Genomic DNA, 16,308 nt, shown 5'->3' with positions numbered 1-16,308 from the left:
GCAATAATGTATAGCGCATCGCGATGAACCGTACCGGCATCACCCTGATCGGCATGCCCGGCGCCGGCAAGAGCACCATCGGGGTGCTGCTGTCGAAACGCCTGGGGCTCGACTTTGTCGATACCGATCTGGTGATCCAGGTACGCGAACAGCGCACCCTGCAGCAGATCCTCGACAGCGAAGGCTATCTCGGGCTGCGTGCCATCGAGGAATCCGTGCTGCTGGCGCTCGATCCGCAGCGGCGGGTCGTCGCGACCGGCGGCTCCGTGATCTACAGCGAGCGCGCCATGCGCCACCTCGCCAGTGCCAGTCGCATCGTGTATCTCGACGTACCGCTCGCGGAACTGCGCGCCCGCATCCGCGATTATGAAACCCGCGGCATCGCACGCCGGCCCGACCAGGAGTTTTCCGCGCTGTTCGCCGAGCGTACCGCGCTCTATCTGCACCATGCCGAACTGCGCATCGATTGCGACCGGCTCGGCATGGAGGATGTGCTGGAGCGAATCCTTGCCGAACTCGCGGCTCAGCCGCGGAAGTAGCGCGGCGCCACGAACGGCATTTTTGCCACCGTGACCGGACGCGGCTTGTCACGGACCCACGCCTGCAGCCGGGTGCCGATCGCGGCATGGGCGCTGTCGACATAGGCCATCGCAATCGGCCCGCCGAAGCTCGGTCCAAAACCACCGCTGCAGACGCGACCGACCGAAACCGCGTTCTCGTCGACGATCACCGTGCCCTCGCGCACCGGCGTCTTGCCATCGCCGACCAGGCCGACACGCTTGCGCGCCGCACCCCCCGCAAGTTGCTCGGCCAGCTTCGCGGCACCGGGATAACCACCGGCGCGCGCCCCTCCCGGGCGACGCACCTTGGCAATCGCCCACTGCAAACCGGCCTCCACCGGTGTGGTGGTCGCGTTCATGTCATGACCGTAAAGGCACAGGCCCGCTTCGAGACGCAGCGAATCTCTCGCCCCCAGCCCGATCGGCCACACGCCGTCGATGGCGAGCAGGCGCCGCGCCAGTTCGGCTGCTGCCGGCGCCGGCACCGAGATCTCGAAGCCGTCCTCTCCGGTGTAGCCGGAGCGCGTCACGAAACATGCGACACCGTCGATATCCACGTGCACTCCGTTCATGAATACCAGTCCGCACGCCGCCGGTACCACGGACCCGAACAGTTCGGCGGCGCGCGGCCCCTGCAAGGCAAGCAGTGCGCGATCCTCGAGTTCAGTCACCTCCTGCCCCGGGAGACCGCCGCGCAGGTGCGCCAGGTCGAGCTCCTTGCAGGCGGCATTGACCACCACGAAGAACTCCTCCTCTCCCCAGCGGGTGATGATCAGATCATCGAGTATCCCGCCGGCCTCGTTGGTGAACAGCGAATACACCTGCCGCCCGACGCCAAGTCCCTCGAGATCCGCGGGTACGAGTCGCTCGAGCGCCGCGGTGACACCGGCTCCGCGCACCAGTACCTGCCCCATGTGCGACACATCGAACAGCCCGGCGTGGGTCCGGGTATGCAGATGCTCGCGCAGCACGCCATTCGGGTACTGCACCGGCATCTCGTAACCCGCGAATGGAACCATCCGCGCACCCAACGCCTGGTGCAATGCATGCAGCGGTGTCTGTTTCATCGCAACCTCCCAAATCGGAACAGTTTACTCAAATCCGGCGGTATTTAAGTACACTGGCTGCTGATTACACCCCCCCGGTCGCGGAGTCAGCATGAAAGTCAGCGCGATACTTGCCGTCGTCGGCGCATCGTTGATCGGCCTGTGGTGGTACCTGTTCGAATACGATGCGCTGCCCGCGCCTGGCAATTACTCGGTGGACTGGGAAGCGGCGCGTGCCCTGGCCGGATCCGGCGGCCCGGGCTCCGTGCATACCGAACTCGTTGCAGAAGGTGAATTTTTCGGCTGGATGCTGATGGCCGGCGGCGGCTGGTCACGCGAGCCGATGGAATTTCGCAGTTATCAGCTGGTCTACGATAACGGGCCGTCGATCATGATCGACGCGGTGCAGGGTCGGGCGTTGCACGAAACCATGCCGCTGATGGGCTCCTACCACGACGCCGCGTGGGAACACCAGCGCGCGGCATTGCGCGAAGCCAGCCGGATCGTGGTGACCCACGAGCATTACGATCATATCGGTGGCCTGGCCTCGGCGATGGGCGAGCCCGGTGTCGTCTCGCGCATGTATATCACCGCGGCACAACGCGGCAGCGGGCGCATGCTCGAAGCGGGCTTCACCGCCGCCGATATCGCGGCTTTGCCACCCGCCGCCTACACGGGCATGCACAGGCTGGCACCGGGCGTGGTGCTGATCGCGGCTCCCGGTCACACACCGGGCAGCCAGATCGTCTATGTGCGGATGCATGATGGTGCCGAGTATGCCTTTCTCGGAGATATCGTCTGGAACGCCCGCAATCTTCACGAGCACCGCGGCAAGGGGGTGCTGATCGGACTGCTGGCGGGTGAGGATCACCTGCAGCTCAATCCCCAGATCGCCTGGTTTGCCACGGAACTGGCTTCCACCACGATTCGCTTCGTGATCGCGCACGATCCGCGATGGAACGCGGCGCTGCTCGAACGCGGCATGCTGGTGCCGGGGTTCGTGCTGCGCAATCCGGACGATGGCCAGCCGGCACCGGTGCCTGGATGAAATCGCCATGCAACACAGTGGCAATGAACGATCCTCACGATCAGCGTTATCATGGCGTCGTCGGCAAGCGTGCCCAGTCGCGTCCCGGCCTCTCGCTCCTGTCAGACATCCACTGCGCCGGCAATCCGGCTGAGACCGAACGAGCATGAAGGAAAGCCCACCCACCGACGAGCCGCACGCCCCGCGCGCGCCGGCCAGCCGTTTTGCGCCACGCAAGCTGCTCAAGCCTCTCATCACATTGCTGATTCTCGGCGCCGCGGGCCTCATGGCCTGGCGCTACTGGCAACATGAACAACTCTTTTGCGTCACCGAAAACGCCTATGTCGGGGCGCACGTGGTACAGATCGCAGCACAGGTTTCCGGGCCCGTGAGCCAGCTCTACGTACAGGACCTGCAGCCGGTGCACACGGGCGACGAGCTGTTCGACATCGACCCCGAGAGTTTCGAGCTGGCGCTCGACGAGGCACGGGCACTGCTCCAGGTCGCGCGCGAGTCAGTCAACCAGGAGAGCGCGAGTGTGCAGGCCGCGGAAGCGGAACTCGTGCAGCGGCGTGCGGAACTGCAGATCGCAAAGTCGAACGAGCGGCGCATTCTCGACCTGGTAAACAGGAAATTTCTGTCCGAACAGGCCGGTGAAACCGCGCAGACACAGGCCGAATCGGCCGCCGCCGCGGTCGATGCCGCCGCCGCGAACCTGCTGAAGACACAGAGCGCGCTCGGTGGCCGCGGCCCCGAGAACGCAACGATCCAGGCAGCGATCGCAAGGGTCGAAAAAGCCACGCTCGATCTGAAGCGCACGCATGTGCTCGCCCCGGGCAATGGACAGATCGCCAACCTGACGCTGCGCGCCGGCAGCACGGTACAGGCGATGGAACCGCTGTTCACGATCATCGACGCTGACGAATTCTGGGTCGATGCGAACTTCCTCGAAACCGAGGTGGAGCGGCTGCATCCCGGCCAGCATGCCAGCATCACCGTGGACATGTATCCACAGCATCCCTTCGATGGCGAGGTGCAGAGCATCAGCGGCGGCAGTGGCGCCGCGTTCTCGCTGCTACCGCCGCAAAACGCCACCGGCAACTGGGTGAAGGTGCGCCAGCGCGTGCCGGTTCGCATCCGCCTGACCACGCTCGATGCACGCTTTCCGCTGCGGATCGGCACCAGCGCGCAGGTATCGGTACGGGTTCAATAACAAGGGAAAAACGCCATGTACAATAAAATCCTGCTTTGCTACGACGCAACCGAGGAAGGACGACGCGCGCTGCGCCAGGGCGCGGATATCGCGGCGGCCATGAACGCCGACACCTTCCTGCTCGCGATCTGCCGCAGCATGCTGTCGACCGCGGTACCCGAGGGAGTCACCCCCGAGTTGATCGGCTGCCAGGAGAGCACTGCCCGAGCGCTCCTCGAGGAAGGCGTGAAATGGTTGAATGAGCGCGGAATCCGCTGCGAGGGCGCGCTGGTGTTCGGCAACCCCTTCGATCATATCCCGCAAACCGCACAGCGCATCGGGGCCGATCTGATCGTGCTCGGGTACCGGCCGCGCAGCGTGTTCGCGCGCTGGTGGAGCCAGTCGGACGAGGAAATCCTGCTGGCCAGGGTCAAGTGCAGCGTGCTGGTAGCCATGGATCCCGCCGCTGCATGAACGCTGTCGCGCGCCCTTCGGCCGGGCGCATATTCATCATTTTTTCCGTCATGTCGGCAACGCTGATGCAGGTGCTCGACACCACGATCGTGAATGTCGCGCTGCCGCATATGCAGGGGCAGCTGAACGCCAATTCGGACCAGATCAGCTGGGTACTCACCAGTTACCTGGTCTCGTCCGCGATCTTCATGCCACTCACCGGATACTTCGCCGACACCCTGGGTCACAAGCGCCTCCTGCTGCTCTGCATCGGAGGCTTCGTGGTGGCCTCGGCACTGTGCGGGATCGCGCAGAACGTGACCGAGATCGTGGGATTCCGTCTGCTGCAGGGCGTGTTCGGTGCCGGCTTGTCACCGCTGTCGCAAGCCATCATGAGCGATGCCTATCCGCCGGAGGAGCGTGGCAAGGCCATGGCGATCTGGGGCATGGGCGTGATGGTCGGGCCGGTGCTGGGTCCGACGCTCGGCGGCTGGCTGACCGATGTGGCCAGCTGGCGCTGGGCGTTCTACATCAACGTGCCGGTCGGCATCCTGTCGCTGGTACTCGCGGCGCGTTTCGTACCCGACACGGCGCGCAAGACGCGCCGCATGGACTGGCCAGGGCTCTTGTATCTGGCCTGCGGCGTCGCCGGCGTGCAATACGTATTCGATCGCGGCACCCAGCAGGACTGGTTCGCGGCTACCGATATCCGCGTGGCCGCCGTGCTCGGCATCATCGGGATTCTCGCGTTCGTGGAGCACAGCCTGCGGCTTGGCACAAAGGCGATATTCGACGTGCGGATTTTCTCCGACTGGAACTTCCTGACGGCGTGCCTGATCATCATGGCGCTCGGTGTGGGGATGTACGGCTCGATGGTGCTGCAGCCCATATTGCTCGAGTCCCTGCTCGGCTATCCGATCATGACCACCGGGATCGTGATGGCCCCGCGCGGCGTGTTCAGCGCGATCAGCATGTTCCTGGCGGGGCGTCTGGTCGGCAAGGTTGATGCGCGGGTGCTGGTCTCGGGCGGCATGCTGTGCGGCGCATTCGGATCCTGGGCGATGAGCTGGTATTCGCTCGAGATCGATACCTGGTGGCTGATCTGGCCCGCATGCGTGCAGGGCATGGGGCTCGGCTTCATGTTCGTGCCGCTGTCGACCATCGCCTACGCCACCCTGGCACGTTCACGGATGGCCGAGGCCGCCGGTATCTACAGCCTGCTGCGCACCCTCGGTTCAGCGCTCGGCATTTCGATCGTGACCAGCGTGCTCAGCCACCAGCGCCAGGTGCTGTGGAACGAACTCGGCGCGCATATCACGCCGTTCAATCCCGCGGTCAGCCGCTACCTCGGGCCGCTGCACCTGACGACCGCCGATCCGAGCGCCATGGCGCTGATCGCGCAGCAGGTCGGACAACAGGCACAGATCGGCGCGATCATCGATGTCTTCATGCTGACGACAGTGAGTTTCGTGGTGATGCTGCCGCTGGTAATGCTGCTCAGAAGCTCGCGCCATTCGGCACCGCCGCTGGACGCGAAGGCACCGGCGGATCCGCAATTCGCCACTGCCGCGCATTAGCCGCCGCCTGGAGCAAGTCATGCACAAGCCGCAATCGCAGGGAAAGATCACGCTGCGGCTCGCCGCGCGCGAGAAGCTGTTCCTTTCGCCGCCAACAGGAATTGGATAAGCTGCCTTGCCGATACCCGTAACCCAGGCAACGAGGCCATTCCATGAAAAAGACCAACGCCATCGGAGAACCCAGAAAATTCTGGGCGGTTCTTCCAGTATTGCCAGCACCTCAACTCGCCGGTCTGGCGCAACAGTATGAAAAGCTCGGCTTCGAGGGCACCTTCGCCACCCAGGTATACGGACCTCCGTTCGTGGCGCTGGCTGCAGCGAGCACCGTCACCAGCAAGCTGATGCTCGGCACCGGTATCGCCATTGCCGCCACCCGCAGCCCCATGGAAACCGCCATGGCGATCATGGATCTGGATCGCATCAGCGAGGGCCGGGCCGTGCTGGGTCTGGGCAGCAGCATTTCCAGCTGGACATCGGGCGTCTTCGGCACGCCCGAGATCAAACCCCTGGCACATCTTCGCGACACCGTGGCTGCCATCCGCCATATCGAGGCGGGCGCGCATCTGGGCCTGGCGCCTTATGCAGGAACCTACTTCGCGGCGGGTTTCGAAGCGATGCTGCAAACCGCCCCGCCCTACCGGGCAAAAATTCCGATCTGGATAGCAGCCCTCAGGGAAAAGCTGGTGCGCCTGGCCGCCGAGATAGCGGATGGTGTGATCGGGCACCCGATGTGGTCCATCGACTGGACCATCGAGCATATGGCACCCGCCTATCTGGACGAACTGCGCAAGCACGGGCGTGAGCGAAAAGATGTCTGTGTCAGCATCTGGCCCTGGGTCGCAATCAACGACAACAAGGCCGAAGCCATTGCGGATGCGCGCTCCACCGTCGCCTATTATGCGAGCGCCGTACAGTACGAATCGTTCTTTGAAATGAACGGTTTCGGAGCCGAGGCCCGCGCCTGCCAGGCAGGCATCGAGGCCAACAAGGATATCTCGTCGTTCAATCATCATGTCAGCGACGAGATGGTCGAGACCTTCGTTGCGACGGGATCCATGAAGGAAGTTGCGGCAAAGCTGGAGCCGCTCTGGAGCGTGGCAAACCACCTCTGCCCCGCCCCGCCGATGTGGAACCTGGCGCCCGCAACCGTACAGAGCTACCTGGAAAGAATAGGCGCGTTCGTTGCAACCGAATCCGGCGCGACCGGGGCTTGAAAACGGCCTTGCGTGGCGGCGCGCCGTCCGTCCTCAGAACCCGGTCTTCTGACCGGGTCTCGAGCGCAGCAACTTGAATCGCTGGAAACCCAGACTCCGCAGGTGATCGAGATCGAAATCGATCATGCCAAGGATATCCCTCGGCTTGATCGACTGCGAGCAGCGCCACAGCGAGGAATCTCCGCTCTTGTTGGCCCGGGAAACGCTGGTGTAACAGATCTTCGACGGGCAGGACAGCGCGCAGCCCGCGTTGGCGAACAGCGTGACGCGGCTCTTGTCCGGTATCGATCGCAGCAGGGCCTCGTCCTCGTTGGCGCTCATCGGCAGGATAACCGTGTCATACAGTTCCAGTGCCTGCTCGATCCGGATCAGGCTCTTGATGTTCTTGATCACGCTGGCCTCGATCCGGTAATCCGGGTAGTCGGAGCGGATCCAGCGCGCAAGCTCATCGTTGGTGATGATGACCGAGTTTCCCGGACGATGGTGCTTGTCGAGGAACGGGCGGCAGCTCTGGTATTCCTCGGCCGTCGCGTAATGATTGGTCAGCGGGATGCGAAAGTTGATACCCATCTCGTACATGGAACGCAGATCGTACCTGCTGATCTCCGGGGCGGTGAAAAAGCGGCCACCGTAAAGCGTGCAGGCCTCGGCAAAACCAAAAAAACTTTCCGTTTGCCCAGGCGGAATTTCCGGAAAATTGATCTTGATGAACTGCTGAATCGGCTGCCGTGCTTCCTTGCCACGCGCAGAAATGGTGAACTGCATTGGCGCAAACCCTCCGCACGCCAATTCAAGATCAATCGCTGGCTGATGGTGTTGACCTGCATCAATGCGCCGCAACGTGCTCAATTCGGGGCGGCTTGCACCGATTCCCGGATTTCCAGCTTCGTTGCCTGCGGCCTGCCGTCGAGCGTGCGCGTGTGGATGATGTCGCCGATGTACTCACCCGGCGCCCAGTGCGTATTCCTGCGACGTGCTCCGACATAAACGTAGCGCCGTGCCTGGGTCTTCTCGAGTGTCTGTTCGGAATCGACCACGCTGGTGCCGTCAGGCGCCACGATCCGCAAACGCAAGCGATCACCTGCCTGCACGCCGAGCATATCGACCCAGATCACCAGTGCCTTGGCCTCCGGATCCAGCGACTGACCGCCCCCCTTGCCCTGCCTGATCGCGTCGATGTCCGGAACACCTGCGGCGATTCCGGCGTTGTAGAGCGCAACCTGCTCGTATTCGATATCTCCCTGCCACAGCGCAGGTGCGGCGATTCCGCAACCGGCCTCGAGGGGCTTGCCGGTGAACGGGTCGATCGGCTTGCCGTTGAAACGAAGCGCGAAATGCAGGTGGGGAAACTCGGTCTGCCCCGACAGCCCCACCATTCCCAGAACCGCGCCGTGCTCGACCTGCTGACCCGGCTTGACGCTCACACTGCCCTGGCGCAAATGACAGTACTGGGTCTGCCAGCCGTCCTCGTGTTGCAGCAACACACCGTTGCCGCACTCGCGACCCTCGACCCGGGCCCGCGCGGCCTGCGCGGTCACCGCCACATCCTGCATGCCGTCGCGAACATTGATCACCGTGCCGGCGGCAGCGGCCAGCACCGCCACCCCGCTGGCCATCGCGGCGAGGTCGCGTAGCGCGAAATCCACACCGTCATGGGCCTCGTAGGTGCGCGCGCGGCACCGGAAATCCCGCGCCAACGGCGTTGGATCCGCATCGGGGTAATTGGCAACCCAGCACGTTTGCGTCAGGCGGCAGGCGAGAGGCAGGTCCAGCTTTGGTCCCGGCACGGCGCGCGATCCCGTGGCACAGAACAACAGCATGAGCAGACTCGCGAGCGCTACGCCGCGGGTCGAAGTGAATCTGGCAGTCATTGGGCCGGCGTCCGGAACAGCATCCGCGCCAATACAACCGCGCTGCGCGCCAAGGGTCAAGTCGTTTGTCTTCGCCCTTCGCCCTTCGCCCTTCGCCGAGGGGATGGAAAACGGCGGCGCCGCGGATACCATGGCGCCCTTCAAGAAATCTCCCCGGCCGGCTCCCTGCCTCGTCGGCGAGCACCGAGCGAAACGATGGGCAGAACCACCAGAACAGTCAAACCGATACCCGAGAAGTACAACGGGCTCATCCATGGCGCTATGAGAGTTCTTACCCGCCTCAACGTGTTTGTCTACCGCGCCAGCAACGGGCGCCTGATGAACCGCTTTCCCGACGGAACACCGATCTGCCTGGTGACAATGACCGGGCGCAGGAGCGGCAGAAAGCGCATCGTCCCGCTGATCCACGTGCCCGACGGCGAACAGGTGATCCTGATCGCATCGCAGGGCGGCATGAGCACGAACCCGTCTTGGTATTACAACATCGCTGCGAACCCCGAACTCGGCATCACCGCCCGGGGCATCACCCGGCGCATGATCGCGCGCCAGGCAAGTGCCGAGGAAAAAGCCCGCGTGTGGCCCATCGCGGTCGGGGTATATCCCGGTTTCAACGATTACCAGGCACGCACCAGGCGCAATATCCCGGTGTTCATCTGCAGCCCGGCGAATTAAGGCCGCTTCAGGCGATGCTCCAACGCACGCGGTCACCGGCCGCAGCAGTACTCATCGAAGTCTCCGGAAACGGACTGCTCTCGAGCTCACTGGCACGACATTCGGCAAGTATGCATTGATATCGTCCGCTGGCGCAGCCAGAATCTCGCCTGGCCCTTGTCGAGCAGGAGCACTCCGGATTTCATGCCCGCTTCAGTCCCGCGGCTGGTTGCCGATATCGGTGGCACCAATGCCCGCTTCGCCCTGGCCGATTCCGACGGCGCATTGCACGACATGCGTAGCCTCGGCACCCACCAGCACGCAACGCTGCTCGATGCAGCGCGCAGCTATCTCGCCCAATGCACCGGAAAACCGCGCCACGCGTGCTTCGCAGTTGCCGGTCCGGTGCACGGCGACCGCGTGTCGCTGACCAATCACCCCTGGTCGTTCTCGGTCAGCGATACGCGCGCGGCGCTCGGCCTCGACGATCTGCGAGTGATAAACGACTTCGAGGCGATCGCGATCGCGCTTCCCTCACTTGCTCCCGCCGGGTTGCGGCAACTCGGCGGCGGCTCGCCGGTCGCGGGGCGTCCCAAAGCGGTGCTGGGGCCGGGAACCGGTCTCGGCGTCGCGCAACTGATCGAGACCCGCGCCGGCTTCGAGCCGATCGCAACCGAAGGCGGGCATGCCTCGATCGGACCATCCGATGCGACGGAATTGCGCCTGCTTGGCGCGCTGTTGCGCTCCGGCGAGGGCGTGTACCGCGAAGCGCTGCTGTCGGGCCCGGGACTCGAACGGATCTACCGTATAATCTGCGAAGAGAGCGGCGCCGATAACCCCGGCTTGCGCGCCGCCGAGATCCAGGCACGCGCCGTCGACGGATCGAATGCGCTGTGCACCGCCGCACTGGAACAGTTTTGTGCCTTCCTGGGCACTGCCGCAGGTGATCAGGCCTTGTGTTGCGGCGCCGAGGGAGGGGTTTATATCGCGGGCGGCATCGTGCCGCGTTTCGGCCCCTTCCTGGAATCGAGCCGCTTCCGCCAGCGCTTCGAGGAAAAGGGTCCAAGGAGTGATTACATGCGGCGAATCCCGGTTTTCCTGATTGAAACAGCCAACCCCGGGCTGATCGGTGCTGCCCGTGCCGCGTTGCCCCCGAAGATGGAGACACAGTCGTGACCGAAGAAGTACAGATCGATCCATTCTCGGCGGAAGAAATCACGCCGGCGATCAGTGCGGAATGGGAAGCCAAGCGCCGTGTCGCAAGCGCGTTGCGCGAACTCAACGATCTGCTGGTCAGCAGCACGCCTGCCACAGCCGATCTTCACGCGCTTGCCGCCGCGCTGGAAGCCAACGTGACTTCGCTGGCCACGCAGCCGCGCATACTCGGGCGCGCGGCGTTCGTGAAGGATGGCAATCACGGCAATTTCAGACAACTTGCGCACGAGCTGAATCCACTGTCCGGGATCAGCAATCCCTTGGCACCGCCGCTGAACATCTGGTTTGAAAACAATCTCGCCCACGGCAGGGTCACGACCGGCTGGGCCTACGAAGGACCACCCGAGAGCCTGCACGGCGGCTATGTGGCGGCCATCTTCGACCAGTTCATGGGTATGGCGCAGGCACTCGGCGGGAAACCGGGCATGACTGGCACGCTGAGCATTCGTTACCTGCAACGCACGCCGCTCAATACCGTGCTCGCGCTGAAAGGCTGGGTGGAAAAAGTCGAGGGCCGCAAAACCTGGGTTCGCGCCGAAATGCGTGCCAACGACACCCTGACCGCAAGCTGTGACGGAGTGTTCGTTCAACCGCTTGGCGGAATGGGTCTGGCGCCACACACCGACGCCAAAGCCGGCCGGTGATTGCTCAGAGAAATCCGGGCCAGTTCGCCTCCTCGAAAGCCTGCCAGCGCGGAGCACGCCGCTCGACATAAGCCATTCCGCCTTCCAGTGCATCGGCCTGACGCACGCTGTGAACCAACGCCCGTGTTTCCAGCGCGACGAATTCGTCCCGCAGCGAATCGAGCCCGCGCCAGAGCAGGCGCTTGTGCATGCCCATGACCAGCGGCGAACAGTTCGCCACCATGTCGGTGGCGATTTCCATCGCCGTTGCCAGCACCTCGTCGGCAGCCACGGCGCGCCCCGCCAGTTGCCAGCGCAGGGCCTGTGCGCCATCGATGCGGACACCGCGAACGATCATTTCGAACGCACGCTCGAAGCCGATCAGTCGGGGCAGCAGGTATTCGATGGCGAAATCGGCAACCACACCGCGGCGGTTCTGGAGGAATCCGTACTTCGCCTCGAGTGCGAACACCCGCATATCGCATTGCATCGCGATGCCCAGGCCGATACCGAGCGCATGCCCATTGCATGCCGCAATCACCGGCTTGCGCACCTCCCAGGCCTGCATCGACAGCGGGCAGGACGTGATTTCCATCTCGCCCGCCGCAGCGAATACGTCGCCCTGCGAAAGATCGGCACCGGCGGAAAACGCCTTTCCCGTGCCGGTAAGCACCACGACCCTGATCTCGGCATCGGAATCACAACGCCGGTAGAGCTCGCCGAGTTCCTCGATCATCGGGTTCGAGAACACGTTGAGCGTCTCGGGCCGATCCAGGGTGATGACTCCGACACCGTTCTCGATCACAAAACTCAATTCGGCCATTGCCCCCTCCGGGAATCAGTTCGCTCAGTCATCGCGCAGCAACTCATCGCGCCGCAGCAGGAACTCGCCCGTATTGTATGACAGCGCCAGCAGGATCGAGACCAGCACCGCCGGCCAGATTGGCCGTTCCCCATCACCAGCGGGAATGCAGCAGACAACCGCCGCACAAAACATGAGTATCGCGTTGCGCAGCAGCAACCAGGCGCTGAGCCGCACCCCGACGCCGCAGCCGCAGTCGATATCGACCCGCCCGCGCCACAGGTTGATCGCGATCGCCGCACTGTAGATCAGCAACAACAACAGCGAAAGCGCCGCACCGGCATCCCGGGTGCTCCCGATCACCAGTGCGCAACCCGCGGCAATCTCGGCAAGCGCGAGCGGAACCACCAGCAGCCTGCCGCTCGCATCGGGCAGCAGTTCATAGGCATCGATATGCGCGGCATGATTAAGCGGAGCGCAAAGTTTGCGCGCTCCCGCGATAACCATCACCCAGGCAAGAAACAGGGCGCTGCCGGTGGAGACGAGGAAACCGATCATGAAATCAGGGGGGAGACGAGCACCCTGAGCGCGACTCGATGCGCTCTTGATGTGGGTTGCGGCCGCTTCCCGGGACCGTTGCGCCGCGTCAGCGGCAAGCTGCTCCGATGCGATGTCGCGGAGCACGGAGAAAAAATCAGCCTGGCACGTCCATGTGCTCCCGAGACGAAGAATTTACTTCTTCGCAGCTGCTTTTTTCTTTGCTGCGGGCTTCTTTGCGGCCTTCTTCGCTGCAGGCTTCTTCGCGGCTGCCTTTTTTGCTGCAGGCTTCTTCACTGCTTTCTTCGCTGCAGGCTTCTTCGCTGCCGCCGCCTTCTTCGCTGCAGGCTTCTTCACTGCTTTCTTCGCTGCAGGTTTCTTCGCCGCCTTTTTCGCAGCAGGCTTCTTCGCCGCTGCTTTCTTGGCTGCAGGTTTTTTGGCTGCCGCCTTCTTGGCTGCAGGCTTCTTCGCCGGTTTCGTCTCTGCCATCGGTTATCTCCCGTTGCTGATGGATGGGAATCCACGCGGATTCCACCTAACTTAAATAGCACATTTCAAACCAACGCGTGTGGAAATATTTGGCATCCGCAAACGCACCAGGAAAAATAATCTTCCGCACCGATCGCGCGGCGAGGACGGCGCGAATTTTTTTCCCGCGGGCGATTGTCACTGCAGCAAAAAAACGCATTGCGGCGCAGTGCCCATCTCGCCGACACATTGGGATCAACCGTTCGCCACCGGGCGCAGTGCAGCATCACGCGGACGGAAAACCGGTGCGCGGAACTCCGCCCTGGCGCGCGGTTTCAGGGTGCGGAAGCAGAGTTCGAGCGGCATGTCACAGCGCAGCGATTCGAACACGCAATCGACAATGCGCGTTACCAGGCGAACGCCCGGTGCTGCATCCAGCGTAACCAGTGCCGGTGCATAGGGCTGCGCAAACAGGGGATTTACCGGGCCGCGCACGACAGACCAGGCAACCAGCGTCGCGCCACCTCCCACTTCACGCCATTGCAATTGTGCTCCCGCCCGTGGATACCAGCACCAGGCGTCTTTGTCGCGATCGTAGGGCAGCACCAGCCGATCCTCGCGCGCGGCGCGCCAGAAAGGTTCGACAAGCGGATCGTCACTCTCGGGTCCGAACGGTGTCATCTCAGGCTCTCCTCAAAACGAGCGCGGACGCATCCGCCGCCGTGAAGCCACCGTAAACGCCAACCCGCGCATCACGCACCTGGTTGGCTGCCTCGCCGCGCAACTGGCGCACCAGTTCCACCACGTGCGCAATGCCGAGCACATAAGCATGCGACATCAAACCGCCATGGGTATTGCAGGGAATGCCGCCGTTGGCGCGTGGGCGATCGAAATGCAGACGCCCTCCCGAGACAAAGGCACCGCCTTCGCCCTTGGCGCAGAAGCCCATGTCCTCGATCATCATCAGCGCGGTAATCGAGAAGCAGTCGTAGAGTGCCAGCACATCGATCTCCCGCGGCGTGATATCGGCCATCGCGAAAGCCCACGGCGCGGAGAACGTCTGCGGCGTGGCAGTCAGGATTTTCTGCTGGCTGATATAAGGCGTGGTGTCGATCATGCCGTGACCCACGCCCTCGGCCACTATCGGCACATGAGGCATATCGCGCGAGCGCTCGGGCGTGCTCATGACGAACGCCGCGCCTCCATCAGAGACCAGACAGCAATCCTCGATGCGCAGCGGGTCAACAAACATCGGCCTGGCGAGATAGTCCTCCATCGCCAGCTTCTTGTAGCGCATCACGGCGTCCGGATGACCGTTGGCGTGGCGCCTGAATGCCACCGCAATCTCCCCCAATTGCCCGGCGGTGGTGCCATGATCATGCATATGCCGGCAAGCCTGCGTCGCCATGTACACCGGTTGCGGATACCAGCCGTAGGGCAACTCGAAACAGGCTTTCATCGACTCCCCGGCATGCCAGTCGCCCGGTGTGCCGGTGCCGGCCGCGCGGCGCGATGCCCAGTCGACCGCGAACACGTTCACGATATGACGCGCCTTGCCCGCGCGCAGCGCGGCCGCCGCCGGCGCCACACAGGTGGCGGCCCAGATCATCGCGCCACCCTCCTCGCTGTACCACAGCTCATGCGCGGTGCCGAAATGCGCGTGAAAATCCGCGGGGGTTATCTGGTCCGCCACATTGCGTGTCGACATCAGACCGTCGATTTCGGCGGGTGTGAGGCCGGCATCGGCAATCGAGCGCTCGACCGCCTCCAGCGCCATCGCCTTCGCACTCCTGCCCGAGGCTCCGCTGTAGGCGCTCTCTCCCACGCCGGTGATCGCCACCGCGCCGCGAATATCGGCGATTTCGACCGCATGTCCCCAGTCGAAACTGCCCGCTCGCTGCCGCAACGATGCAATGCTCTGTGTCGCCATCGATATCTCCCGCCAATGAAACGATGGGATGGGAATTTCCTGTCCGGCACGCCTAACCGGTTTTTTCAGTTCACATAGAATTGACGCACCCACTTGCGGAACTGCACCAGCCCGGTATCGGCCTTGCAGAACACCGGCTGGGTCTTGTGTACCTTGTTGCGCCAGATCGGCAGGTCCTGCTGGATACCGGCAATGATGCCATTGATGTGCTGATCGCCGGTTATATCCACGATGCTGTTGGACACCGTGAGCGACCAGCGTGTCAGGGTACGGTTCTCGTCGATCGGCAGGGAGCTCGAATAGGTGATCATTTCCGCGCCGGGACCGTAGCTCAGGCGGACTTCCGCGAGGCCGATATTGTGCACCGTCGCGGTCAGCACGCAGGGAAACTCGGCGGCCTTGTTTTCGGTGACCATGGTCATCACGCGCCCGTCGTCATCGAAGCTGATATCCGATGGCGGCACGCTGACCATCTTGTGTACATACTTGAAATGCACCGGGTCACAGGTGTTCTCGCACATATCCTGCACATGGACCGGGATCTCGAACTCGATGTGGCGCGGTTCGCTCCAGTCCGGTGCGCCGATCTCGGGCACAGCGTGCACCTGCCACGCCGGTTCGTAGCCCTTGGGGTGATACCACACGAACACCATCTCGTTGACTTCCCTGACATGCCAGCTGCGCAGCGCGCGCGCGGGAATTTCCTCGCAATAGGGAATTTCCACGCAAATCCCCGCAGCGTCATAACGCCAGCCATGAAACGGACAGGCAATGGTCTCGCCAACCACCTTGCCCTCGTGCCCGAGATGCGCGCCCATGTGCGGACAAAACGGATCCTGGACCACCGCCTGACCGGAACGTGTGCGATAGAGCACCAGCTCGCGCGCGAACGCATGCAATGGCCGCACCTCGCCACGGCGCAGCTCCTTGCTCCACGCGACCGCATACCAGCCGATCGGGATCGGTGGATTGCGACTGCGCTTGGACTCGCACACTTCCAGTTCGGTGGTCGGTAACAGCGTCATGGGAATATGCTCCGGTTCTGGCCGCGACGGCCGGTATGCAGTTCTTATATAGCAGCAGCACGATCCGAGTAAACGCCCGCCGGATTACGTTGCATTCAGAATCGTGCGTCAGCCGGG

General features: G+C 63.3%; 18 protein-coding genes. 9 read left to right on the top strand and 9 right to left on the bottom strand.

The features are described from left to right. The first annotated feature begins 23 nt into the window (after positions 1-23). Positions 24-539 (top strand): shikimate kinase, encoded by a 516-nt coding sequence (locus tag IPF49_04710; GenBank protein ID MBK6286941.1) that lies wholly within the window; start codon positions 24-26, stop codon positions 537-539. Here the strand turns inward: IPF49_04710 and gcvT are convergent. Beyond that, positions 524-1,627, bottom strand: coding sequence for a glycine cleavage system aminomethyltransferase GcvT (gene gcvT, locus IPF49_04705; GenBank protein ID MBK6286940.1), 1,104 nt, complete (start codon positions 1,625-1,627; stop codon positions 524-526). The genes IPF49_04710 and gcvT overlap by 16 nt on opposite strands. A gap of 91 nt (positions 1,628-1,718) precedes the next feature. Between gcvT and IPF49_04700 the strand changes: the two genes are divergently transcribed. From IPF49_04700 to IPF49_04680, 5 genes are all read left to right on the top strand, one after another. Further along, a complete protein-coding gene (locus IPF49_04700) occupies positions 1,719-2,654 on the top strand; it encodes an MBL fold metallo-hydrolase (protein ID MBK6286939.1) in 936 nt (311 codons plus the stop codon). 145 nt (positions 2,655-2,799) lie between these two features. Continuing rightward, positions 2,800-3,846 (top strand): HlyD family secretion protein, encoded by a 1,047-nt coding sequence (locus tag IPF49_04695; protein ID MBK6286938.1) that lies wholly within the window; start codon positions 2,800-2,802, stop codon positions 3,844-3,846. Positions 3,847-3,861: 15 nt separating this feature from the next. Next, positions 3,862-4,299 carry a universal stress protein gene (locus tag IPF49_04690; GenBank protein ID MBK6286937.1) on the top strand — a complete coding sequence of 146 codons (438 nt, stop codon included), beginning with the start codon at positions 3,862-3,864 and terminating at the stop codon, positions 4,297-4,299. Then, positions 4,296-5,855, top strand: a complete 1,560-nt coding sequence (locus IPF49_04685; GenBank protein MBK6286936.1) for a DHA2 family efflux MFS transporter permease subunit — start codon at positions 4,296-4,298, stop codon at positions 5,853-5,855. Before IPF49_04690 ends, IPF49_04685 begins: the two co-directional genes overlap by 4 nt. 152 nt (positions 5,856-6,007) lie before the next feature. Beyond that, the gene (locus IPF49_04680) at positions 6,008-7,069 is read left to right on the top strand and encodes an LLM class flavin-dependent oxidoreductase (protein ID MBK6286935.1); all 1,062 of its coding nucleotides are present in this window, start codon (positions 6,008-6,010) and stop codon (positions 7,067-7,069) included. Positions 7,070-7,102: 33 nt separating this feature from the next. On the opposite strand, the gene IPF49_04675 is transcribed toward IPF49_04680, so the two are convergent. After that, a complete protein-coding gene (locus tag IPF49_04675) occupies positions 7,103-7,834 on the bottom strand; it encodes a hypothetical protein (protein MBK6286934.1) in 732 nt (243 codons plus the stop codon). Between the two features lie 80 nt (positions 7,835-7,914). Beyond that, positions 7,915-8,940 (bottom strand): M23 family metallopeptidase, encoded by a 1,026-nt coding sequence (locus IPF49_04670; protein MBK6286933.1) that lies wholly within the window; start codon positions 8,938-8,940, stop codon positions 7,915-7,917. Between the two features lie 195 nt (positions 8,941-9,135). Between IPF49_04670 and IPF49_04665 the strand changes: the two genes are divergently transcribed. From IPF49_04665 to IPF49_04655, 3 genes are all read left to right on the top strand, one after another. Beyond that, a complete protein-coding gene (locus IPF49_04665; GenBank protein MBK6286932.1) occupies positions 9,136-9,612 on the top strand; it encodes a nitroreductase family deazaflavin-dependent oxidoreductase in 477 nt (158 codons plus the stop codon). Positions 9,613-9,795: 183 nt separating this feature from the next. Continuing rightward, positions 9,796-10,767 carry a glucokinase gene (gene glk / locus IPF49_04660; protein MBK6286931.1) on the top strand — a complete coding sequence of 324 codons (972 nt, stop codon included), beginning with the start codon at positions 9,796-9,798 and terminating at the stop codon, positions 10,765-10,767. Next, on the top strand, positions 10,764-11,450 hold the full coding sequence (locus tag IPF49_04655; protein MBK6286930.1) for a PaaI family thioesterase: 687 nt from the start codon (positions 10,764-10,766) through the stop codon (positions 11,448-11,450). The genes glk and IPF49_04655 overlap by 4 nt, the downstream gene beginning before the upstream one ends. Positions 11,451-11,454: 4 nt before the next feature. Here the strand turns inward: IPF49_04655 and IPF49_04650 are convergent, their stop codons facing one another. The 6 genes from IPF49_04650 to IPF49_04625 form a co-directional block, all read right to left on the bottom strand. Then, entirely contained in the window at positions 11,455-12,252 is a 798-nt protein-coding gene (locus IPF49_04650) for an enoyl-CoA hydratase/isomerase family protein (GenBank protein ID MBK6286929.1), read from the bottom strand. Positions 12,253-12,276: 24 nt separating this feature from the next. Continuing rightward, positions 12,277-12,789, bottom strand: a complete 513-nt coding sequence (locus tag IPF49_04645) for a methylamine utilization protein MauE (GenBank protein ID MBK6286928.1) — start codon at positions 12,787-12,789, stop codon at positions 12,277-12,279. 174 nt (positions 12,790-12,963) lie between these two features. Continuing rightward, positions 12,964-13,257: a hypothetical protein gene (locus tag IPF49_04640; protein ID MBK6286927.1), complete on the bottom strand. Its 294-nt coding sequence runs from the start codon at positions 13,255-13,257 to the stop codon at positions 12,964-12,966. 234 nt (positions 13,258-13,491) lie between these two features. Further along, positions 13,492-13,917, bottom strand: a complete 426-nt coding sequence (locus IPF49_04635; GenBank protein MBK6286926.1) for an OB-fold domain-containing protein — start codon at positions 13,915-13,917, stop codon at positions 13,492-13,494. Position 13,918: 1 nt separating this feature from the next. Continuing rightward, entirely contained in the window at positions 13,919-15,166 is a 1,248-nt protein-coding gene (locus IPF49_04630; protein ID MBK6286925.1) for a hypothetical protein, read from the bottom strand. Between the two features lie 65 nt (positions 15,167-15,231). Continuing rightward, a complete protein-coding gene (locus IPF49_04625; GenBank protein ID MBK6286924.1) occupies positions 15,232-16,191 on the bottom strand; it encodes a Rieske 2Fe-2S domain-containing protein in 960 nt (319 codons plus the stop codon). Positions 16,192-16,308: the final 117 nt, after the last annotated feature.

It is taken from the genome of Gammaproteobacteria bacterium, assembly GCA_016705365.1.
Taxonomy (GTDB): Bacteria; Pseudomonadota; Gammaproteobacteria; order Pseudomonadales; family UBA5518; genus UBA5518.
This window is presented reverse-complemented; position numbering and strand designations above follow the sequence as displayed.